Origin of the sequence: Campylobacter concisus (assembly GCF_002914005.1) — a bacterium.
In the GTDB taxonomy this organism is placed as follows: Bacteria; Campylobacterota; Campylobacteria; order Campylobacterales; family Campylobacteraceae; genus Campylobacter_A; species Campylobacter_A concisus_N.
On sequence record NZ_POZU01000033.1, the window covers coordinates 35,748 to 58,970 of the forward strand.

At 37.3% G+C, this 23,223-nt stretch carries 22 protein-coding genes; 21 read left to right on the top strand and 1 reads right to left on the bottom strand.

Annotated elements, in window-relative coordinates:
- The first annotated feature begins 7 nt into the window (after positions 1–7).
- From CYP54_RS03365 to CYP54_RS03455, 19 genes are all read left to right on the top strand, one after another.
- Positions 8–1,081, top strand: coding sequence for an epoxyqueuosine reductase QueH (locus tag CYP54_RS03365; RefSeq protein ID WP_103604205.1), 1,074 nt, complete (start codon positions 8–10; stop codon positions 1,079–1,081).
- Between the two features lie 150 nt (positions 1,082–1,231).
- On the top strand, positions 1,232–1,678 hold the full coding sequence (gene fabZ / locus CYP54_RS03370) for a 3-hydroxyacyl-ACP dehydratase FabZ (RefSeq protein WP_103604206.1): 447 nt from the start codon (positions 1,232–1,234) through the stop codon (positions 1,676–1,678).
- A gap of 21 nt (positions 1,679–1,699) precedes the next feature.
- The gene (gene lpxA / locus CYP54_RS03375) at positions 1,700–2,488 is read left to right on the top strand and encodes an acyl-ACP--UDP-N-acetylglucosamine O-acyltransferase (RefSeq protein WP_103604207.1); all 789 of its coding nucleotides are present in this window, start codon (positions 1,700–1,702) and stop codon (positions 2,486–2,488) included.
- Positions 2,488–3,720, top strand: coding sequence for an ATP-dependent Clp protease ATP-binding subunit ClpX (clpX, locus tag CYP54_RS03380; protein WP_021090629.1), 1,233 nt, complete (start codon positions 2,488–2,490; stop codon positions 3,718–3,720). Before lpxA ends, clpX begins: the two co-directional genes overlap by 1 nt.
- A gap of 9 nt (positions 3,721–3,729) precedes the next feature.
- On the top strand, positions 3,730–4,767 hold the full coding sequence (locus CYP54_RS03385; protein WP_021090637.1) for a rod shape-determining protein: 1,038 nt from the start codon (positions 3,730–3,732) through the stop codon (positions 4,765–4,767).
- Entirely contained in the window at positions 4,757–5,512 is a 756-nt protein-coding gene (mreC, locus tag CYP54_RS03390; protein ID WP_103604208.1) for a rod shape-determining protein MreC, read from the top strand. The genes CYP54_RS03385 and mreC overlap by 11 nt, the downstream gene beginning before the upstream one ends.
- Positions 5,512–8,772: a carbamoyl-phosphate synthase large subunit gene (gene carB, locus CYP54_RS03395; RefSeq protein ID WP_103604209.1), complete on the top strand. Its 3,261-nt coding sequence runs from the start codon at positions 5,512–5,514 to the stop codon at positions 8,770–8,772. Before mreC ends, carB begins: the two co-directional genes overlap by 1 nt.
- A 164-nt stretch (positions 8,773–8,936) precedes the next feature.
- The gene (locus CYP54_RS03400) at positions 8,937–9,377 is read left to right on the top strand and encodes an isoleucyl-tRNA synthetase (RefSeq protein WP_072593936.1); all 441 of its coding nucleotides are present in this window, start codon (positions 8,937–8,939) and stop codon (positions 9,375–9,377) included.
- A 49-nt stretch (positions 9,378–9,426) separates the two neighbouring features.
- Positions 9,427–9,978, top strand: coding sequence for a DUF507 family protein (locus tag CYP54_RS03405; RefSeq protein WP_087578297.1), 552 nt, complete (start codon positions 9,427–9,429; stop codon positions 9,976–9,978).
- The gene (gene carA, locus CYP54_RS03410) at positions 9,978–11,096 is read left to right on the top strand and encodes a glutamine-hydrolyzing carbamoyl-phosphate synthase small subunit (protein WP_084109140.1); all 1,119 of its coding nucleotides are present in this window, start codon (positions 9,978–9,980) and stop codon (positions 11,094–11,096) included. Before CYP54_RS03405 ends, carA begins: the two co-directional genes overlap by 1 nt.
- A 1-nt stretch (position 11,097) precedes the next feature.
- Positions 11,098–11,763 (top strand): sulfite exporter TauE/SafE family protein, encoded by a 666-nt coding sequence (locus CYP54_RS03415; RefSeq protein WP_257639240.1) that lies wholly within the window; start codon positions 11,098–11,100, stop codon positions 11,761–11,763.
- Between the two features lie 79 nt (positions 11,764–11,842).
- Positions 11,843–12,526, top strand: a complete 684-nt coding sequence (locus CYP54_RS03420) for a response regulator transcription factor (protein ID WP_103604210.1) — start codon at positions 11,843–11,845, stop codon at positions 12,524–12,526.
- A gap of 92 nt (positions 12,527–12,618) precedes the next feature.
- On the top strand, positions 12,619–14,106 hold the full coding sequence (ccoN, locus tag CYP54_RS03425; protein WP_084041628.1) for a cytochrome-c oxidase, cbb3-type subunit I: 1,488 nt from the start codon (positions 12,619–12,621) through the stop codon (positions 14,104–14,106).
- Entirely contained in the window at positions 14,106–14,771 is a 666-nt protein-coding gene (gene ccoO / locus CYP54_RS03430) for a cytochrome-c oxidase, cbb3-type subunit II (RefSeq protein WP_084041629.1), read from the top strand. Before ccoN ends, ccoO begins: the two co-directional genes overlap by 1 nt.
- A 6-nt stretch (positions 14,772–14,777) precedes the next feature.
- Entirely contained in the window at positions 14,778–14,990 is a 213-nt protein-coding gene (locus tag CYP54_RS03435) for a cytochrome c oxidase, cbb3-type, CcoQ subunit (protein WP_081004420.1), read from the top strand.
- Entirely contained in the window at positions 14,978–15,841 is an 864-nt protein-coding gene (locus tag CYP54_RS03440) for a cbb3-type cytochrome c oxidase N-terminal domain-containing protein (RefSeq protein ID WP_103604211.1), read from the top strand. The genes CYP54_RS03435 and CYP54_RS03440 overlap by 13 nt, the downstream gene beginning before the upstream one ends.
- Entirely contained in the window at positions 15,841–16,053 is a 213-nt protein-coding gene (locus tag CYP54_RS03445) for a DUF4006 family protein (RefSeq protein WP_021090794.1), read from the top strand. Before CYP54_RS03440 ends, CYP54_RS03445 begins: the two co-directional genes overlap by 1 nt.
- 106 nt (positions 16,054–16,159) lie before the next feature.
- Positions 16,160–16,729, top strand: coding sequence for a hypothetical protein (locus tag CYP54_RS03450; RefSeq protein ID WP_103604212.1), 570 nt, complete (start codon positions 16,160–16,162; stop codon positions 16,727–16,729).
- The gene (locus tag CYP54_RS03455; protein ID WP_103604213.1) at positions 16,722–17,192 is read left to right on the top strand and encodes a FixH family protein; all 471 of its coding nucleotides are present in this window, start codon (positions 16,722–16,724) and stop codon (positions 17,190–17,192) included. Before CYP54_RS03450 ends, CYP54_RS03455 begins: the two co-directional genes overlap by 8 nt.
- 122 nt (positions 17,193–17,314) lie before the next feature.
- On the opposite strand, the gene CYP54_RS03460 is transcribed toward CYP54_RS03455, so the two are convergent.
- The gene (locus CYP54_RS03460; protein ID WP_103604214.1) at positions 17,315–17,902 is read right to left on the bottom strand and encodes a flavin reductase family protein; all 588 of its coding nucleotides are present in this window, start codon (positions 17,900–17,902) and stop codon (positions 17,315–17,317) included.
- 150 nt (positions 17,903–18,052) lie between these two features.
- On the opposite strand from CYP54_RS03460, the gene CYP54_RS03465 reads away from it, so the two are divergent.
- Both CYP54_RS03465 and CYP54_RS03470 read left to right on the top strand, forming a co-directional pair.
- The gene (locus tag CYP54_RS03465) at positions 18,053–20,398 is read left to right on the top strand and encodes a PD-(D/E)XK nuclease family protein (RefSeq protein WP_103604215.1); all 2,346 of its coding nucleotides are present in this window, start codon (positions 18,053–18,055) and stop codon (positions 20,396–20,398) included.
- A complete protein-coding gene (locus CYP54_RS03470; RefSeq protein WP_103604216.1) occupies positions 20,395–23,214 on the top strand; it encodes a RecB-like helicase in 2,820 nt (939 codons plus the stop codon). The genes CYP54_RS03465 and CYP54_RS03470 overlap by 4 nt, the downstream gene beginning before the upstream one ends.
- Positions 23,215–23,223 lie beyond the last annotated feature (9 nt).

The window sequence follows — 23,223 nt, forward strand, 5'->3', positions numbered from 1 at the left end:
GTCAAATTTGCTAGTTCATATCTGCTGCTCGGTCGATAGCCACTACTTTTTACAGCGCCTACGAAAAGATCATCCAAATGAACGAATAGTAGGCTATTTTTATGACCCAAACATACATCCATATAGCGAATTTTTACTGCGTTTTGAGGACGTGAAGCGAAGCTGCGAGAAGCTTGGTATCGAGCTAATATGTGGCGAATACGACTACGAAGCGTGGCTTGGCGGCACAAAAGGGCTTGAAGATGAGCCAGAAAAGGGCAAAAGGTGCGAATACTGCTTTGATTTTCGTATGAAAGACTCCGCTAAAAAGGCGCTTGAGCTAGGACTTAGTAAGATCACGACGACGCTTTTAATGAGCCCAAAAAAAGACTTTTATCAGCTTAAAAAGGCGCTCGATGAGGCGGTGGCTGGCTCAAATTTAGAGGCGGTTGCGGTTGATTATAGAAAAAATGGCGGCACAAGCGAGCAGTTTATCCTCGCTAAAAAGGACAAGCTCTATCACCAAAACTACTGCGGCTGCGTCTTTGCGCTAAAAAAACAGAGGGACTCACAAAATTTGCCCCAAAGTGAGCTAATAAGCGAGCTACACGCAAGGGCACTTTATGGCAGCATAGAGGCAAGACTTGAGCTTTACAAAAGGGTGCGCGAGTGCGAGGCAAAGGGGGAGAAATTTCACCTTTTTAGGAGGCGATTTTTAAACTATAGACTTTTACGTGCTTATGTAAAATTTGAAGGTCATGCGACACCGAGCTACTTTGTGCTTTACTCTGGTTTTAAAAGAGAAAATTTAAAGCTAAATGTAGCAAGAGACTGCGAGATGGATGATGAACTAAAAGAGGGTGTGGTTTTTATGAGCTTAAATCGATTTAATAAATTTACAAATAGTAATTTTGCAAGCATAGATGAGATTTGCAAAAGACCGCTTGAGCTTGACGCTGAGATGAAATTTCGCCGTGATATAAGCGGGGAGTTTTCGCAAAATCCTATCGTCATCTTAGACGAGGTCAAAAAGGGCAGCTATGAAATTTACGCAAAGGCTGTTTTTTATAACGACAGCGAAGAAATTTTGGTTTTAGACTAAAAGGCGAGTTTATAAAATTTATCTTAAAGCAGTGAATTAAATTTTTGCCACATAAGGCGAAATTTAGAGATTTTTAAAAGAGGCTAATAATTTTTTTCTTAGTATAAATTTGTTACAATCGCCACAAATTTACATTACTAAGGCTAAAACGTGATAGACGTCGTAGAAATTCAAAAAATTCTCCCACATAGATTTCCATTTTTGCTTATCGATAGAGTTGTCGAGCTAGAGCCAGCTAAGAATATCATGGCTTATAAAAATGTAACCATTGGTGAGCCGATATTTCAGGGACACTTCCCGGGCCATCCGATATATCCTGGCGTAATGATAATCGAAGGTATGGCGCAAGCTGGTGGCGTGCTAGCGTTTAAGAGCATGAGTGACGAGCATCAAGCTGGCATTGAAAATAAAGTAGTCTATTTTATGAGCATAGACGGAGCAAAATTTCGCCATCCGGTCCGCCCTGGAGATAGACTAGAGTATAGACTAAATGTGCTAAAGCACAAGGGAAATATCTGGGTGCTTGAAGGCAAGGCATACGTAGATGACGCACTTTGCGCTGAGGCTGAACTAAAAGCGATGATAGTAGATAAATAGGCTTTAAGAAAAAGAGAGACAATGAAAAATATCCACCAAACAGCCGTTATAGAAGATGGAGCGATCATTGGAGATGACGCAAATATAGAGGCTTATGCATTTGTAAGTAAAGATGCGGTCCTTGGCAACAACGTCACGATAAAGCAAGGCGCAAGGGTGCTTGGCAAGACTAAAATCGGCGATAGCTCTCGTGTATTTAGCTACGCGATTGTGGGTGACATCCCGCAAGATATCAGTTATAAAGATGAGGTTGATACCGGTGTCGTTATCGGTGAGCAAGCAACTATACGTGAGTTCTGCACGATAAATTCTGGTACACACAAGGGCGATGGTATAACAAGGATCGGAGATAATGCTTTTATTATGGCGTATTCTCACATCGCACACGACTGTATCATCGGTAGTAACGTAATCTTGGCAAATAACGCAACCCTGGCAGGTCACGTCGAGCTTGGTGACTACGCTGTTGTGGGTGGTCTTACGCCAATTCATCAGTTTGTTAGAGTAGGGGAAAGCTGCATGATTGCAGGTGCAAGCGCACTTAGCCAAGATGTGGTGCCATTTTGCCTAGCTGAGGGCAACAGAGCTTATATAAGAAGCTTAAATTTAGTTGGCATTAGACGCAGATTTGATAAAGAGCAGGTTGAGGAGCTAGTTCGCGCTTATAAATTTTTGTTTAATCAAGGCATTAGCCTAAAAGATCAAGCAAACGAGCTAATCGCAAAAACCAGCGATGAAAATGTTAAAAAAATGTGTAAATTTATATTAGAAACGACAAGAGGAATTCCGCTTGCAAAAGGAAGAGATTAATGGCTAGAAAGTGTAATTTTTGTGGAGAGGCAGAGTCTGCCGAGAGAAGATTACTCGCTGATATCGAAGGAAATGCCTATATATGCGAGTATTGTATCGCTGCTGCATACGATATGATACATGGAGATACTAGCGTAGAAGAGAGTAAAAATGACGAAACGATAGAGTATCAAAAGCTCACACCAAAGGAGCTAAAAGCGGTACTTGATAACTATGTAATCGGTCAAGATAGGGCTAAAAAGGTCTTTAGCGTCGGCGTATATAACCACTATAAGAGAATTTTTAAACAAAGCGACATCAAAGACGATACTGAAATTTCAAAATCAAACATCTTACTTGTTGGTCCAACTGGAAGCGGCAAGACATTGATGGCTCAGACTTTGGCGAGATTTCTTGATGTGCCTATCGCGATTTGCGACGCGACAAGCCTAACTGAGGCTGGATATGTCGGCGAGGACGTTGAAAATATCCTTACTAGGCTTTTACAGGCTGCAAATGGCGATGTTAAAAAGGCGGAGCAAGGCATTGTCTTTGTCGATGAGATCGATAAGATCGCTAGAATGAGTGAAAATAGAAGCATTACAAGGGATGTTTCGGGTGAAGGTGTACAACAAGCGCTTTTAAAGATCATTGAAGGAAGCGTTGTAAATATCCCACCAAAAGGTGGCAGAAAACATCCAAACCAAGACTTCATACAGATAGATACGACAAATATCTTATTTGTTTGTGGCGGTGCATTTGACGGACTTCTTGATATTATCGAGAGAAGAGTCGGTAAAAACGTACTTGGATTTAACCAAGAAAAACGTGGCAAAAATGAAAAAGAAAATTTACTAAGCCTACTTGAGCCAGACGATCTTGTAAGATATGGCCTCATTCCAGAGCTTATTGGCAGACTTCACGTAGTAGCTACTTTAAACGAGATAACAAAAGAAGATATGGTTAAAATTTTAACCGAGCCAAAAAATGCGATATTGAAGCAATACCAAAAGCTTTGTGCGATTGACGGTGCTACACTTAAATTTGATGATGAAGCACTTGAAGAGATAGCAAGTTTAGCTATCGAGCGAAAGACTGGAGCCAGAGGGCTTAGAAGCATAATGGAAGAGCTCATGACAGACATAATGTATGAGCTACCAGAGTTAAAAGAATATGATATTGTTATCTCAAAAGAGACTGTAAAAGATAAGGCAAAGCCAATTTTAATAAAGCACGATAAGAAAATAGCGTAAAGGAAATAGATGTTTTTAGATCAGGTTATAGGTTTTTTCTCAAGTGATATGGGCATAGATCTCGGTACGGCAAATACACTTGTTTTGGTAAAAGATAAAGGCATAATAATAAATGAACCTTCTGTTGTTGCAGTAAGGCGTGAGAAATATGGCAAACAAAAAATTTTAGCGGTCGGACATGCTGCAAAAGAGATGGTAGGAAAAACTCCAGGCGATATCGAGGCGATAAGGCCGATGAGAGATGGCGTTATTGCGGATTTTGATATGACTGAGCGCATGATACGCTATTTTATAGAAAAGACTCACAAAAGAAAAAGCTTTCTACGCCCAAGGATCATCATCTCAGTTCCTTATGGATTAACTCAGGTCGAAAGAAAAGCTGTTAGAGAAAGTGCCTTAAGTGCTGGAGCAAGAGAGGTATTTTTGATCGAAGAGCCTATGGCAGCAGCAATCGGCGCAAATTTACCAGTCCGTGAGCCACAAGGCAACCTAGTAGTCGATATCGGTGGTGGTACGACTGAGATAGGTGTTGTCTCGCTTGGTGGTCTAGTTATTTCAAAATCAATCCGCACAGCTGGCGATAAGATTGATATTAGCATTGTTAATTACATAAAAGAGAAATATAACCTACTAATAGGTGAGCGAACTGGCGAGGAGATAAAGATTGCTGTAGGTTCTGCTGTGCAGCTTGAAAAAGAGCTAAGCGTAGTGGTAAAAGGTCGCGACCAAGTGAGCGGCCTTTTAAGTAGAGTCGAACTAACAAGCGAAGATGTGAGAGAGGCGATGAGAGAGCCGCTAAAAGAGATCGCAGATGCGCTAAAAACTGTGCTTGAGATGATGCCGCCTGATCTTGCTGGTGATATTGTGGAGACTGGTATCGTACTAACTGGCGGCGGTGCTCTTATTAGAGGGCTTGATAAATTTTTATCTGATATCGTTAAACTTCCAGTTTTTGTAGCAGATGAGCCACTCCTTGCGGTTGCTAGAGGAACGGGCAAGGCACTTGAAGAGATTGGGCTTTTACAACAGCTGACAAATGAAGAGTAAGATTGTTCTTTTTGTTTTTATAGCATTGCTTGCTATGGCCTCAGTTTTCAAGGGAGAAATTTTAAGTAATCTTTCTATTGGGCTTAGTAACTATGCTACAAATTCATACGACAATTTTGCTAAAAGCGTGAAAGACTATATAAACGAATATTTTAGGCAGGCTAGCGAGATAGAAAAATTAAGAGCGCAAAATGAAGAGCTAGAGCGCTCAGCTACGCTTCTTTCTACTTTTGCAAACGAGCTAAATCAAATTTTAAAAGATAAAAACTCGACTGCCTACGCCCCAGCTGTAAAGCTTGTAAAAGGGCTTAGCTACGTTCATATCGGGGATTATAATAAAATTTGGATAAGCGAGTTTGAAGGGTACGATCCAAATAAAATTTATGGGCTCATCTATCAAGGAAGTAGTGCTGGTATCGTCATATCAAAAGACGGTAAACCGCTAGCTTACTTGCAAAATGACCCAAAAAGTATCTTTGCAGTTTACATAGGAAATGATAAAATTCCAGGCGTTGCCCATGGAAATCAAGGCCAAATAATGGTGAAATTTATCCCGCAATGGCTCAGTCCAAAAGAGGGCGATGAGGTCTTTACAAGCGGGCTTGATGGGATATTTTTTAGTGGAGTGCCAGTAGGGCGCGTGAGTAAAATTTTAAAAGAGAGCTCCTATCAAAGCGTGATAGTCGAGCCTTATGTGAAGCTAAATATACCAAACTACCTATACGTTGTTACAAAGGAAAAATAATGCCAAAAAGAACAGATATAAATACCATTTTGCTAATCGGCTCTGGCCCTATCGTTATCGGTCAAGCGTGCGAATTTGACTACTCAGGCACGCAAGCAGCCAAGACACTAAAAGAGCTCGGATACCGCGTAGTGCTTATAAACTCAAACCCAGCCACTATCATGACTGACCCAAATTTTGCCGATGCAACGTATATTGAGCCGATCACAAAAGATAGCATTTTAAAGATCATCGAAAAAGAAAATATTGATGCCATCTTGCCAACGATGGGCGGTCAAGTAGCGCTAAACGCAGCTATGGAAGTATTTGAGAGTGGCCTTTTAAAGGATGTGAAATTTCTTGGTGCAAACCCAGAAGCGATAAAAAAAGGCGAAGATAGACAAATTTTTAAAGCAACTATGCAAAAGATTGGCATGGACCTGCCTGAGAGTAGATATGCTTATAACATGGATGACGCGCTCAATGCAGCAAATGAGATAGGCTTCCCGCTAATAATAAGAGCTAGCTATACGCTTGGTGGTGCAGGAAGTGGCGTGGCTTATAATATGGATGAGTTTAAAGAGCTAGCCAACACCGGCCTTGACGCAAGCCCAATACATGAAATTTTGATAGAAGAGAGCTTGCTTGGCTGGAAAGAGTACGAGATGGAGGTTATTAGAGATAGAAATGACAACTGCATCATCGTCTGCTCGATCGAAAATTTTGACCCAATGGGCGTGCATACAGGCGATAGTATCACGGTCGCACCAGCTTTAACGCTAACAGATAAAGAGTATCAAGCTATGCGTGATGCTAGTTTTGCCATACTTCGTGAGATCGGCGTTGATACTGGTGGCAGCAACGTGCAGTTTGCCATAGATCCAAAAAGTGGCCGCATGATCGTTATCGAGATGAACCCACGCGTTAGCCGAAGTTCAGCACTTGCCAGTAAAGCTACTGGCTATCCTATTGCAAAGGTCGCGACACTGCTTGCAGTTGGTTTTAGCCTAGATGAGATCAAAAACGACATCACAGGCACGCCTGCTAGCTTTGAGCCGGTGATCGACTACATCGTGACAAAGATCCCGCGCTTTACATTTGAGAAATTCCCAGGATCAAACCCATATCTAGGCACCGCTATGAAGTCAGTTGGTGAGGTTATGGCGATAGGTAGGACATTTAAAGAGAGTATCCAAAAGGCGCTTTGCAGCTTGGAGCGTGATCTTTGCGGATTCAATAGCCTTAGTCTAGAGAAAAATGCCTTGGTTTATGGCATCAGAAATGCAAACGAGCAGAGAATTTTATATATTGCGCAGGCATTTAGAGATGGCTTTAGCGTGGCTGAAGTGCATGAGTTTAGCAAGATTGATCCTTGGTTTTTAGAGCAAATTTATGAGATAGTTAAATTTGAAGATAAGATCGACATGGATATCTTAAACAACGAAGTGCTGCTACGAGAGGCCAAAAGCATGGGCTTTTCAGACAAGATGATAGCTGTGCTTATAAATGAAAAAGACGATCTTGAGCTTAGTCAAAATGATATCTATTTTGCTAGGCAAAAGCTTGGCATCGAGCTTGAATACAACGAGGTTGATACTTGCGCAGGTGAGTTTAAGGCACTAACGCCGTATCTTTATTCATCTACAAATATCACTAAATTTCCTAAAAAAGAGCTAGCAAAAACAGATAAAAAAGTGATGATAATAGGTGGCGGTCCAAACAGGATCGGACAAGGCATAGAGTTTGACTACTGCTGCGTACATGCAAGCTACGCCCTAAGAGACCTTGGCGTAAAAACAATAATGTACAACTGTAACCCAGAAACCGTCTCAACCGACTACGACACGAGCGATATTTTGTACTTTGAGCCGATCGATTTTGAGCACGTGAGAGCTGTCATCGAGCGTGAAAAGCCAGACGGCGTCATCGTGCATTTTGGCGGTCAAACTCCGCTTAAATTTGCAAAACGCCTAAGCGTGATCGGCGCAAAGATCATCGGAACAACCGCAAGAGTGATCGACGTGGCCGAGGATAGAAAGAAATTTAGCGAATTTATAAATAAAATCGGCGTCCTTCAGCCTAAAAACGATACCGCCACTAGTTTAGAAGAAGCCTTGCAAAAGGCCGCAACTATCGGCTATCCAGTGCTTGTTCGCCCAAGCTACGTCTTAGGCGGCAGGGCGATGAGAAGGGTGCATAACGAGAGCGAGCTAAAAGAGTATATGAGCGAGGCGGTAAAGGTTAGCAACCACTCGCCGGTGCTACTTGATAAATTTTTACAAGATGCAAAAGAGCTTGATGTAGATGCGATATGTGACGGCAAAGAGGTCTATATCGGCGCGATAATGGAGCATATCGAGGAGGCTGGCATCCACTCTGGCGACTCAGCTTGCATATTGCCACCGATGAGCTTAAGTGATGAAATGATAAAAAAAGTAGAGAAGCAAACCAGAGATATCGCACTAAATTTAGGCGTTGTCGGCCTTATGAATATCCAGTTTGCCATCTATGAAAACGAGCTTTATATGATCGAGGTAAATCCTCGCGCGAGCAGGACTGTGCCGTTTGTGAGCAAGGCTACTGGCGTGCCTATGGCAAAGGTGGCGACAAGAGTTATGTGGCAGGGAAATTTACGTGAGGCGCTTAAATTTTATGATGATTACAAAGTTGTTTATGAGGACGGCGACATCCTAAAACCACGCGTTAGCTCGCATATTTGTGTAAAAGAGTGTGTATTGCCATTTAACAAGCTAAGTGGCGCCGATCTCATCCTTGGCCCTGAGATGAAAAGCACTGGCGAGGTCATGGGTATTAGCCACGACTTTGCAAGCTCATTTGCAAAGAGTCAGATCGCTGCTAGCAACACTTTACCAAGCAAGGGTAGGGTCTTTTTAACGCTAGCTGACGCTGATAAATCTTACGCGCCTGATCTTGCAAGAGAACTAATAGCCCTTGGTTTTAGCATCGTCGCAACTGGCGGTACGCATAAAATTTTAAGCGAGGCTGGTGTGGAGGCCGAGTTTGTCTATAAGATAAGCGAGGGCAGACCAAACGTCGAAGATAGGCTCAAAAACGGCGATATCGCACTTGTTATAAATACAAGCGATACAAAATCAAGCGTGGATGATGGCAAAAAGATCCGCCAAAATGTGCTTAGATTTAAAATTCCTTACTTTACAACGATCCGTGCAGCACTTGCAGCTGCTAAGTCGCTAAGCTCGGTACAAACCGGCAAAGCACTTGAGGTAAAAAGCTTGCAAGAGTATTTATCTAAAAAATAATAATTTAAGGCAGTTTAGCTTATAGCTAAACTGTTTTTTTAAAGTATTATTAGAAGTAATAGATGCCCATATATAGAATTTTGCTTTAAATTTTAGTCCAGCTTTCATCAATCTAGTAATATTAAAGCTTATGTTTAATATAATCTCACTCAAAAGGAGAGATTATGAAAATTTTAAATGCTTTTTTTACGGGTATTATATTTGTCCTTGCTCCTATTTTTACGCTATTTGTTGGAATTTACAACAACTACTTTTCTTACTATGGCATAAGTGAGTATTTTAATGTTATTTTTGTTGATAACGTGCCTTTCTTATGGCTTTTGCCCGTATTTTTTATATTTGGGTATTGCTTTTTTTACGCGTCTTTTAGAAAAATTTTTAGAGCCTTTTATTTAGTTTTGCTGATAGTTTGTGCTTTTAGTTGGTATCCTGACTTTGGACGCACTTTAGGAGAGAATTATTTTATGAGCAAATCGCTATCTTTAGATATCTCATCAAATTTAGAAAATGAGCAAAAGACTGATGGAAAGATACTTTATGAAGGACGAAGAGAAATTTATTTTTTAAGAAGCGATAATAATAAAGTCGTTAAAATTTCAAAGTAAAGTTTTACCTTTATTTAGTTAAAATGGCATAAAAATTTAAAGGTTTAAAATGCGTTTAAAACTCCCACACGTTCCGTATATTTCACATAAAATAGCAATAGATCTTCTAAATTGTGGTTTCGTAAGACTAAATAAAGGCATTGAGCCAATCGTAGCAAAAACAAGTGAAATTTTAACAGTCGATATTCAAAAAGAAAGAGCTTTAGATGAGCGAGTAAATGAGCTTTTGGAGAAAAATGAAGATGAGATGCAAACTATGCAAATTGACCGCAAAAATATGTTTTGGCTCGTTAAAAAGAAGCTCGCAGGTGAATTTGATGTAATCTTAACCCACGAAGATAGATTTAGTAATATCGCTCACAAAGTGCTTGAAACTATTTGGAAGAGCGGTCTTGTTGATTATAATGTATCTGAAAATCGCGTAAAAAATGTGATTTATAACTCGATAGACGAGTACTTAAAAAGCTATGAGAAGATAGAAGATGATGTTTATGAAATGATACAAAATTATAAACATAAGCTAATCCCAGGAACTGATGAATATGATCTTGTCTTTGAGCGTTTGTATCAAGATGAGCTTAAAAAAAGAGGCATGCTTTAATGAAAGCTTACATTTATATTGAAAATGGTGTTTTTTTAGAAGCAAAAGCTTTTGGTGCTCACGGTGAATGTGCTGGCGAGCTCGTTTTTAATACCTCGATGACTGGCTACGAAGAGATCATGAGCGATCCAAGCTATGCTGGTCAGTTTATCGTCTTTACGATGCCAGAAATAGGCATAGTAGGTATAAATGAAGACGATATGGAGAGTCTTAGGATTCATGCAAGTGGCGTTATAATGAGAAGCTACAATGAAATTCCATCAAACTACCGCTCGCAAAAATCTTTGGGAAAATTTTTCGAAGAGCAAGGTAAATTCGGCGTTTATGACGTTGATACTAGATACCTCACAAAGATGCTACGCGATGAAGGTGCCTTGATGGCTTATATCTCAACGCAAATAAGTGATAAAGATGAGCTAAAACGTAGACTTGAAAGTAGCGGACGTATAGAAAACATAAACTACGTAAAAACAGTTAGTGCGATGGATGAGTATGAGCACAAAAAAGGCGCTTGGGATAGAAATTTAAAGTCATATAAGCCGCTAAAAAGTATTGGCAAAAAGATAGCTGTTTTTGACTTTGGTGTAAAGAAAAATATCCTAAACGAGCTATGTGAAATTGGCCTTGAGGTTATTGTCGTGCCACACGACACTAAGGCTGAAATTTTAATAGAAAAATTTAAAAACGGTGAGATAAATGGGGTATTCTTATCAAATGGTCCTGGTGAGCCAAAAAATTTAAAGGCCGAAATAGGCGAGATCAAAAAGATGATAGAGGCTAGGATACCTATATTTGGCATTTGCCTTGGGCATCAGCTACTATCAAATGCCTTTGGATATGAGACATATAAGCTTAAATTTGGTCAGCACGGAGCAAATCACCCAGTCTTAAATTTAGAGACAAAAGCGATCGAGATAACAACACAAAATCACAACTACAACGTACCTGAGAGTATCGCAGAAGTAGCTGTTGTGACTCATAGAAATTTATTTGACAACACGATCGAGGGTGTGAGATACAAAGACTATCCGATCTTTTCAGTTCAGCACCACCCAGAAGCAAGTGGTGGTCCAAGCGAGAGTAAATATATATTTAAGCAGTTTTTAGAAATTTTATAAGATGCAAAACATAAACCTTTACATGATTGTCTCAGTTGCATTTTTAAGTAGCTTTAGTCATTGTGTAGGTATGTGCAGCGGATTTTTGAGCTTGCAGACTCTATTTTTTAAAGGTAAGAATAAAATAGAAATTTTAATGCTAAGCACACTTTATAGTCTAGCTAGAATTTTTGCTTATGTAGTTTTAGGAGCTTTGTTTGGCGCCTTTGGAGTTGTTATTAGCTTTAGCATGCAGGCAAGAGGTCTTATATTTTTCATAGTTGGTTTAGTGATCGCGTTTATCGGCATTGCCTTACTTTTTAGGGGTGAGCTTTTAAAATTTGTAGAGAATCAAAAGGCGCTTAATTTTGTAGTAAGAATTGCAAAAACAAGGATTCAAAAGAAAAATTTAGCAAATTTTTTATTACTTGGTTTTTTAAATGGCTTTTTGCCTTGTGGTGTGGTTTATTATTTTTTGGCACTTGGGATTTTAAGTGCAAATTTTATTGATTCGGCTTTTATAATGCTTGTATTTGGTCTTTGTACATTGCCAGCTATGCTTTTAGCTAGCTTTGTATTTGGAATTTTAAATGAAAAATTTAAAGACATAATGTTTAAGATCTCAGCTAGCATAATGATAATAAATGGAATTTATCTATCATTTTTAGGATATAGAGCAAATGCTTAAGATAAAAAATAAGAGAAATAATTGTTAATTGCGTCAAAATTTATGAAGTTTGATAAATATAACCAAAAAGGAAGAATAAATGAGCAAGATTCTTAATAATCTAACTGTTCTTATCGTTGAAAATGAGGGAGATGGTAAAAAAATAGTACAAGAAGTTATGCGAGATAAATTCGAAAAAGTTATCACTGCTCAAAATGGAGATGAAGGACTTAAGAAATTTAAAAAATATAATCCAAATATGGTTATAACAGACGTTTTTATGCCTATAATGAATGGCCTTGATATGGCTAAAAGCATTAAAGAAATTTCAAAAGATACACCTATTATAGTTTTTAGTACAAATAGTGAAAAAGAAACACTTCTAAAAGCGATAGATGTTGGTATTGATAAATACGTTTTAAAGCCGATTGATCTTGATGATTTTTTGGTTACTTTAGAAAATGTTGCTAAAAATAAGATAGAAACAGCAAATATTATTCAGGTTACAAATGGATATAGTTTTAATAAAATAAAACGTGTGCTTATCAGAGATGGTGTTGAAATTTCTCTTACAAAAAAAGAACTTGCTTTTATATCCTTACTCATAAAAAGACTTGGTACGCTTGTACTTCACGATGAAATAAAAAATGTTGTTTGGATTGGCGAGAGCGTAACAGAAGCTGCTATTAGGACCTTTGTTAAACGTGTTAGAGATAAAGTTGGCAGTAATTTTATAAAAAATGTTCCTGGGCTTGGTTACAAAATAGATAGAAGACTCTCTTAGTAAAAGATAATTTATATTAATTAAGTCTTTTTATAGTTTTTCTACTCTAAAATAACCGAAAATTAATATAAATTTAACTAGGAGGAAAATTTATGCGACCATCCCAGTTGCTACATTATGATTATAGTGTGGCAAAACTCTTTATGTTCTCCACGATATTTTTTGGTATTGTTGGCATGGCTATTGGTGTTTTGGTAGCTTTTCAGCTTGCCTGTCCTGATCTAAACTATATAGCTGGTGAGTATTCGGCATTTGGTAGATTGCGTCCTCTTCATACTAACGGTATCATTTTTGGTTTTATGCTCTCTGGTATATTTGCCACTTGGTATTACATAGGACAGCGTGTCCTAAAAGTATCAATGAGTGAATCTCCGTTTTTGATGTTCATTGGTAAGCTTCATTTTTGGCTTTATATACTTGTTATGATTCTAGCTGTCGTGACACTTTTTATGGGCGAGAGTACATCTAAAGAGTATGCCGAGCTTGAGTGGCCACTAGATATCGCAGTAGTAGTAGTCTGGGTGCTTTGGGGCGTTAGTATATTTGGACTTATTGGTATACGCCGTGAGAAGACACTTTACATCTCAGTTTGGTATTACATTGCTACATTTCTTGGCGTTGCTATGCTTTATCTATTTAATAACATGGAAATTCCAACAAGACTAGTTAGTGGATATGGCTCATGGCTACACTCAGTTTCGATGTATGCTGGCTCAAATGATGCTTTGGTTCAGTGGTGGTACGGTCACAACGCAGTTGCGTTTGTATTTACAGTAGCGATCATTGCCCAAATTTATTATTTCTTGCCAAAAGAGAGCGGACAGCCAATATTTTCTTATAAGCTTTCGTTATTTTCATTCTGGGGCCTTATGTTTATATATCTTTGGGCTGGCGGTCACCACCTAATATATACTGCTGTGCCTGATTGGATGCAGACTATGGGTTCGGTTTTTTCTATTGTTTTGATTTTACCTTCTTGGGGTTCAGCTATTAATATGCTTCTTACAATGAAAGGCGAATGGACGCAACTTCGCGAGAGCCCGCTTATTAAATTTATGATTCTAGCTTCAACTTTTTATATGTTTTCAACTCTTGAAGGTCCTATCTTAGCTATTAAATCTGTAAATGCACTAGCTCACTATACTGACTGGGTACCAGGACATGTACATGATGGTGCACTTGGCTGGGTTGGTTTTATGACTATGGCGGCACTTTATCATATGACGCCACGTGTCTTTAAGCGTGAAATTTATTCAAAATCCTTAATGGAAGCTCAATTTTGGATACAAACAACAGGTATCGTTTTATACTTTGCTTCGATGTGGATTGCTGGTATTACGCAAGGTATGATGTGGAGAGCGACCGATAGCTATGGAAATTTACTCTACTCATTTATTGATACTGTCGTAGTACTTATACCTTATTATTACATTAGAGCTATTGGTGGACTTTTATATTTGATTGGCTTTTTGATGTTTGCTTACAATATCTACAAATCAACTTCTGCTAAAGCTATTTTGGCAGAGCCAAAAAGTGCAACGCCTATGGGTAGTGCTAAAGCCAATGCGGAGGTGATGTAATGTTTGCTTGGTTAGAAAAAAATCCATTCTTTTTTGCAGTTTGCGTCTTTATAGTCATAGCTTATGCTGGCGTGGTAGAAATTTTACCTGACTTTGCAAATAGAGCTAGGCCACTTGAGGGTACAAAACCTTATACGGTTTTAGAGCTTGCTGGAAAAAATATATATATACAAAATGGTTGCAACACCTGCCACTCACAGATGATACGTCCGTTTAAAGCTGAGACTGATAGATATGGCATGTATTCGCTAAGTGGCGAATTTGCTTATGATCGTCCGCATCTTTGGGGTTCAAAAAGAACGGGCCCAGATCTTATGCGTGTGGGTAATTATAGAACGACAGATTGGCATGAAAATCATATGTTAAACCCAGCCTCTGTTGTGCCAGGTTCGATCATGCCAGCATATCCATTTTTATTTAAGAAAAATGCTGATATAGAGACCGCTTACGCTGAAGCACTAACTGTTAAAAAGGTCTTTAACACGCCTTATGATGAGAAAGATATGCCAGCTCTTGGTACTTTTGAGCAAGCAAATGCCAACGTGAAAGAGCAGGCTGCAAGTATCGTTGAAAGTATGAAAGATGAGCAAGTAAAAAGTGCCTTTGCAAAGGGTGAAATTCGCCAGATCGTGGCACTTATCGCCTATCTAAATAGCCTAAAATAGGAGTTAATAATGGATATTAGAGAACTTCAAGCTTATGGCTATTTTATTTTGACAGCATTCTTAGCTATCACTTTGTACGCTTATTTTTTTCATCTTTACAAAAGTGAAAAGCAAGGTAGAAGAAATTATGAGAAATATTCGAAATTAGCCCTAGATGATGAGATCGGAAGTAAAATTTTAGAGCAAAAGGCTACAAAGGAGAGCGTATGCAATGGCTAAATTTAGAAGATAATATAAATTTACTTGCGTTAATAGGTGCCATCTTAATTATCGTACTAACTGTCGTTGTAGCTGGTAAGTATGTTGGTCAAATGAAAGTTAAAAAAGATGAAAGTGTAGAGCTTAGCGAGCATAACTGGGATGGGATAGGCGAGTATAAAAATCCAGTTCCATTCGGTTGGGCGGTAGTTTTTTTACTAACGCTTGTTTGGGCGATCTGGTATTATTTACTAGGTTATCCACTAAATTCTTACTCACAAATCGGTGAATATAATAAAGAGGTAAAAGAGGCAAACGCTAAATTTGAAAAAGAGTATTCAAACCCAAGCAAAGAAACGCTTCACGCTATGGGAGAGAGCGTATTTTTGGTGCAATGCTCAGCATGTCATGGCATCACAGGCGATGGCATTGGTGGCAAAGCTGCAAATTTGCAAATTTGGGGTAGCGAACAAGGAATAATTGATACGATACTAAATGGCTCAAAAGGGCTTGATTATCCTATGGGTGAGATGCCAGCAGGGCTAGCTGATGCTGATGGAGCAAAGGCTATCGCAGCTTATGTTGCAAAAGAGATAAGTGCTATAAAAAGTACAAAAAATGAAAATTTAGTAGCTATGGGAAAAGAGCTTTACGCAGCTTGTGCAGCTTGTCACGGAGATGATGGCAAAGGCATGGATGGTATGTCGGCTGATATTAGTAAATATGGTTCAAGTGAGTTCATCGTAGATGTACTAAATCGTGGTAAAAACGGCAACATCGGTGTTATGCCTAAATTTAATGATGGTAGATTAAACGAGATACAACAAAAAGCAGTTGGCGAATATGTCATATCGCTATCAAAGGGCGAATAATGGAAAATAAAAATAGAAACATCTTTGCTTTAAATGGCATTAGCGGTTATTTGGTGGCAGTTTTGCTTTTGCTATCTATCCTTGGTGTACTTACTTATATTGGTATTGGCTTGCAAAAAGATGTAGCAACCAAGCCTTACTCATTAAAAGATGCAAGTAGCATTGAGATGAAGAGCGTTGATAACGCTAAACACGTCATTATAAAGGAGTAGTGATGCTAAGCATAATAGAAAAAGCCATAATCTTGCTTATAGTTGTTGCAGGAGCTATTTGTGCGTGGTCAGTGCTTACATCAAACCACCTTTTTGTAGGCTAGGTGTGAGAAAATTTATACTCATTTTTATATTTTTGCTCTCACAAAGTTTGGCTTTGGGAGCAAATTTTGTGATAAATAATGATGAAATTTTAAGCCAAAAAGTAAGTGTAAAGCTAAATGAGATCGGCAGTGAGCTTTACACAAAAAGCGGTATAAATTTAGTAGTTGGCGTATATAAAGATGGTGAGCTAGAAACTCTTTTTAAAGAGCAAAACCTTAGCTCACCTTATGCTTTTTTACTGCTTATAAAAGGCAAAAAGAAAGTAGAAATTTTTGCCGATGCTAATACTTCAAAGCTTTTTAATAAAGGACAAATTTTAAGTGTAAATCCAGAATCAGGAACGATAATTCCTATTTTAGTTTCTAAAAATGGCAAAGATATCTATAATGCTGCTATATTAAATGGCTACGCTGATATTGCCGAGCAAATCGCATCTAGCTTAAATTTACAGCTTAAAAGTAGTGTTGGAAATTCAAACAAAACTACGTTAAATTTTTTAAGATTTTTCATCTATGGCTTGGTTGCATTTTTTATAATTGTTATCTTTTATAAAAAGGTAAAAAATGGATAAAAAAACCTTTTGGCCTTATGCTATTGTGCTTAGCTTCATTGCTATCATTATCGCTTGTGCAGTAACGATCATCATAGCACTGAAACATCCAGTCGAAATGGATAGCTCTTATATGCAAAGCTACCAAAATGTCGATGAAAACATAACCTTTATCAAAGATAGTGAAAAACGTTTTGATGAGAAATTTGATCTAAAATTTGAGCCAAATTTTAATGCTCTAAATGCTAAGTTTAAATTTCATCTAACTCCTAAAAAAGGAGAAATTTCAGCTTTAAAATATGAAATTTTACTTACTCGCCCACAGACAAATAAAGAAAATAAAATTTTAAGAGCTTCACGGCAAGAAAATGATCTAGTAAGCGAAGAAACAAGTCTAAGAGAAGGCAGGTGGCAGCTACTTTTAAGGCTAAGTGACACTAATGATACAAGGTATTATAAATTTGACATTAATGTCACAAAATGATCTTAAAATTGCAGCTTTGGTATATGGAAAAGATTTCAAAGCTGGGCTTAAATTTTAATAAACTAATCTTTTGGCCAAATTTAAAACCAAAATACTAAGTTTTTATTAAATAAAGCTATAAATCAAATCTCTTTAAATCCAAAATTTAATCCTAAACGCTCGCAAGTGCCGACATATTCTTTAAATTTATAGATTAATGGATGCCATTTTTGCGTATCTATCTTTTCATCTTTTAGCAAATTTTCATCTACAAAAATGCCTGCAATCTTGCAAGTAACGATGCTAAACCACTCTTTTAACTCTATCTTTTCTATAACTGTTTCTATCTGTATCTTGCACTCTTTTATTCTGACGGTTTTTGCATTTATACCAGGCTCTTTGCTGAGATTTGCCACCTTAAATTTGTCGTGCTCGTAGATGTAGCCAAGATTCTTTTTTTCTTCTGGTACGTTACTATCGCCAGTTAGTTTTTCCATTTTTTGCACAGCTTCTAACAGACCCTCATCACATAAATTTAGCGTGATATCTGAACCATTTTTGATATTTTTAAAGCCTTGATTTTCAATGCCTATGCCAAGTACTACCGTGTTCCCTAATGTCCAAGAAGATGAAAGCACCGTGATATCATCGTTTGCGTTTTTATCTTTTGTGGTAGCCAGTAAAACCGGAAAGCCGTAGTAAAAACCTTGTCTGTTTAACTCTTTATGCATTTTTGCTCCTTTTTTGTGATTGTAGCTTTTGGCTCTTTAAGGCTTAAAATTTTAATGTATTTAGATGAAAATTTAAAGCTTTGGCTAAGCGTAAAAAGCGCTCTTTTATCAGCATTTAGCTATCATTGCTTAAAAATTTAAGAGAGAAAAATGCATAACCTAAACCAACTTTTTGTATTTACGAACTCGCGTAAGATTCGTGAATTTAATGCAAGTTTTAATGATGAGCTAATCCCAAAAAGCCTAAGCATTGCCGAGTTTTATAAAAAGATAGTTTATGTAGATGGTAGATTTGAGATTGATAGCACCTATGCTTTAGTGCTTATGAATAGAGCCTGTGCCAGTGTCAAAAAGGCAAACTCAGTTCTTAAAATTCCAACTGAGTTTTTTGAGTTTTTGAAAAATAATGACTATCTTTTTTCATTTTTTAAAGAGCTAGCTATTAGTAAAAAGAGTATCGCAGAGATCAAATTTAACGATATTTACGCTAATTTTGAGGAGCATTTAAACATACTTGAAGAGGTTTTAAAAGAGTATGAGAGCTTGCTTGATAGAGAAAATCTCTACGATGATATAACCTTGCCAAAAATTTATAACATAAATGAGACTTACATCAAAAGCTTTAGTGAAATTTCACTGCATATAGATGGAATTTTAAGTGAGTTTGAGTGGGAAATTTTAGAGAAAATCTCAAAGCTAACTACGCTAAAAATTATCTTTCAAACCAGTGTTTTCAATGCAAAGCTAATTAATAAAATAAAGCAAATTTCAGCTATTAGCGAGATTGAAAATTACAAAAAATATGAGCTAAATTTAAAGACAAATGAGCTAATTTGCTTAGAAAATATCAAAAAATTTGAGCCAGTTTTAGAAAAGCGATTTGCCACTAGAAGCCTGCAATGTGCCTACGCTATGGCAAAGGCGAGCGAGTTTGTGCGTGATGGAATAAAGCCTGAAAATATCGCTGTCATATTACCAGATGAGAGTTTTAGTGAAATTTTAAGGCTTCATGATAGAGATAAAATTTTTAACTACGCTATGGGCGAGAGCTTTAAAAATACAAAATTTTATGAGGTGATTTTTTACATTACAAGAGCGATCAATGAAGAGGCAAGGCCGATTTTTGATCAAAATAAGTGTGAGAGCTACGAGGAGCTTGGCTTTATCTTGAGCACGCTTGGTGTAAGCGAAGAGCTTTTTAATAAATTTAAATCAAGATATTTTGACCTTTGCGACTTTGCTAAATTTAAAGAGCTAATAGATGAGCTTTTAATGCTTGAAAATGAGTCAAGATGCGAAGAAAAGCTCGCACTTGAGCTTTTTAGGATCGAGAATTTATGTAGGTATTTTAGCTTTAGCTTAAAGCAGTTAAGTGAAATTTTTTTGCTAAATATATTACGCCTTAGCATCAATGATGTGGGCGGTGGAAAGATCAGTGTCATGGGCATGCTTGAGAGCCGTGGAATGAAATTTGATGGTGTGATCATAGTTGATTTTAATGATAACTTTATCCCAGCAAGAAGCACAAATGAGATGTTTTTAAACTCAAAAGTGAGGCAAAAAGCAGGGCTTATAAGCTACCTTGAGCGTGAAAATTTGCAGAGATTTTACTATGAAAGCCTTATAAACAATGCCAAAAAGGTCGCCATAAGCTGTGTTTTAAATGAAGAGAGTATTCCTTCAAGATTTTTAAAAAATTTCAAAACAATAAAAGATGAGAAATTTAGTGATGAGGCGTATTTAAAATTATTTTTAAAAGGAAATACAAGCCTAAATTTAAGCGATGACGAGATTATTTTGGAGTATGATTTTTTCACTAAACCGCTATCATTTTCGACACTAAATTTATTTTTAACCTGCCCAAGAAAGTATTATTACGCAAAGATAGCTGGTATAAAAGGAGCAAAAGCAATAGCAACTGAGCCAGGATCTAAGCAAGGAAATAGCGTGCATAAGGCGCTTTATGAATACTACACAAGTGATTTTTATAGACAAAAAAATACCTTTGATTTGGCTATTTTTAAAGAAATACTCGCAAAGCAAGATTTTTCTTCGCTTGAGCTTGAGATTTGGTCGCAGAAATTTAAAGAATACGCAGAGTTTGAAAATAAACGTTTAAGTGCTGGCTTTAGAGTGCTTGAGTGTGAAAAAGATATAGAGAGTGATTTTTGTGATGTAAAGATAAAAGGCATTATCGATAGGATCGATGCTGGCCCTGATGGTGAGCCTTTTATACTTGATTATAAAACTGGTGAGGCAAATGCGAACTCACTTCAGCTTGCATTTTATGAAGCACTTTATGGTAGCGAGGTAAAAAGTGCTTATTTTGCTCTAAAGAATGAACCAGTGCTTATTAACTCGAAAAAAAGCGTGGATGATCTAAAGACTGAGATAGAAAATCTAAAGAGTATAAATAATACTAAGATAAATTTTGAAAGAAAGAGCGGAGCTTGTAAATTTTGCGAGTATGCCATACTTTGTAGGAGAGAGTTATGAAAGATTTTTTAGCCCTAAAAGCAAGTGCTGGAAGCGGGAAAACATTCGCTTTAAGCGTTCGTTATATCGCTTTGGTACTTAGAGGCGAAAATATAAACGAGATCATCGCTCTAACCTTTACCAAAAAAGCGGCCAATGAGATGAAAGAGCGCATAATCACAACTTTTTTGGACTTGCAAAACAAAAAAGACGAGCTTGATAAGCTTTGCAAAGAGCTTAGTTTGAGCCAAGATGAGGTCATAAAAAGACGCGATGAGAAGCTTGATAGGTTTTTACAAAGTGAGTTAAAAATTTATACATTTGATGCATTTTTCTCTGGAATTCTAAAGAAATTTAGTCAAAATTTAGGACTTAGTCCTGATTACAGCGTGCAAGATAGTCTGCAAGACCTGGCGTGGAAAAAATTTGTAAAAGAGGCAAGTAAAGATCAAAAGCTTCTTAGTGAGCTTGCACTCATGATGATAATCTCAAGCCAAAAAGAGGCGAGTTTTTCGCAGACTTTGGCTAAATTTTATGAGAGCTTTGGCGGTGAGCTAAAAGATAGTGGCGCAAGCTATCCAGATGATAGCAAGGTAAGAGCAGCGCAAAAAGAGATAAATGAGCATATAGCCTTGCAAAATGGTGCTAGCGATACGGCCAAAAAGACATTTAAAGAGCAGAATTTGTTTGAGCTTTTTAAAAATAAGGTCTTTGAAAGAGAGAGCCTAGATTACCGCACTTTTAGCAAAATTTATACAAGTGAGCTTGATAGGCTCTTTAACGAGCTAAAAGAGGCGGCAAAAGAGTATATTTTGGAGGTTGAAAGATACAGACTTAGCGGTTTTAGCAAGCTCTTAAACGTTTATAAATACTCAAATTTAGAGCTAAATAAGGAGATAAATGCTTTAAGTTTTGCTGATATAAATAAGCTGGTCTTTAAGCTTTTGGTTGAAAATTTTGATAAAGATGTGCTTTATTTCAGGCTTGATGGCCGCATAAATCACCTTTTGATAGATGAGTTCCAAGATACAAACGTGATCCAATATGAGATCATCTTGCCAATTATCAATGAAATTGTTTCGGGATACGGACAAAACGGACTCGGAAGCTTTTTTTATGTTGGAGATACGAAGCAAAGTATCTATAAATTTAGGGGCGGTAAAAAAGAGCTTTTTGATAAGCTTGGAGATGATTTTAGTCAGATAGATATAGAAAATTTACCAAGTAACTATCGCAGCTTAAAGGCTTTAGTGAAATTTAATAACGCTATTTTTGAAGAAATTTATCATAGATATGGGCTTAGCTTTGAGCCACAAGAGCCAGCTAAAAAAGATAAGGAGCTAAGCTACAAAGTAAGTGGCGAGTGTCCTTATTTTGAAGCCGAGGAAGACGACTACGGCTACTTGCGTGTGCTAAGCGATGAAGATATCGCGGGTGCAGCACTTTCACAAGTAAAAGAGCTACTTGCTGCTGGCGTAAATGCAAGTGAGATAACTGTGCTTTGCTGGAAAAATAGTGACATCAGTCTTATCTCAGAGGTGCTTAGCAGTGAGGGGACAAAAAGCGTAAATGAAGGCACCTTGGAGCTAAAGCGAACACCGTTTGTTGCAGCGATCATCGAGTATGCGAAATTTTGTATTTTTGGTGAAGAAATTTATGAAAAAAATGTAAAAGCACTTGTAAATACAAATCCTAAAAGGCTAAAAATAAAAGCCGAAGATAGCGCAACAAAAAGCCTATTTTATCTAGCTAAAAATTTATATATAGATATGGCTGATGTTGATATTTTAAGGCTTTTTGAGCTAAGCAATGGCTACAAAAATTTAAGTGATTTTATCTTTAATCTTGAAAATTTTAGTTCTAAAATCAGTCCTAAAAATGCTGACGGCGTAAAGATAATGACTGTTCATAAGTCAAAAGGGCTGGAGTTTGCTCACGTGATAGTTTGTGATATGATGAGTAAGGGCAGGGGCGATGACTCAAACTTCATAACCGAATATAGCGAAAAAGGCGAGTGGATAGTAAAAAGCCGAATTTCTGGTAGAGAAAATTTTGACCCTGAGTATGCTGGTGTGTTAGAGCAAATGAGAGAGCTTGAGAGGCAAGAAAATATCAATAAAATTTATGTCGCCTTTACAAGAGCCACAAAGTCGCTTATTATCATTAAACAAGCCGCTCCAAGTGGAAATAGTCCTAGCTTTTTTTCTTTTTATACTAGAAGTGATAAAAGCGAAGTAAACGACTATCTTGATCTAAAAGAGTTTAGCTTTGGTAAAATTTTGCCTAGCAAGAGTGAGCAAAAAGAGACTACAAAAGATGAAAAAATGCCTGAAATTTTAAAGATAGAAAGGCAAGAGATAGAGGCAAGAGAGCAAAAAACGAGCGGTAAAAATTTAGAGGCAATCTATTTTGGCTTAGCGTTTCACTATTTGCTTGAGATGAGTGAGAAATTTGATGAAAATTCGCTTTTAAAAGCTAAGAGTTTAATGCTAAATAAATTTTATAAATTTCTCTCACCTGATAGGCTTGAAGATACCTTTAAACGAGCAAAAATGCTAATAAATGAGCCAAAATTTCTAGAGTTCGTAAAAGATAAGGAAATTTACAAAGAGCAGCCATTTAAAGTAAAAAACGAACTAAAACAGATGGACTTATTTTGTATTGGAGAGAGCGAAATTTGTGTGATTGACTATAAAACGACAGATAAAAATATCGAGGAAAATAAAAAACAAGTTGGAGAATACAAAGAGGTATTAAGTAAATTTTATCCAAAGCATAGTATAATCGCCGTCATCTTCTACGCTCTTGATGGAAAAATTTCATATATTGAAGTTTAAATGCTACTT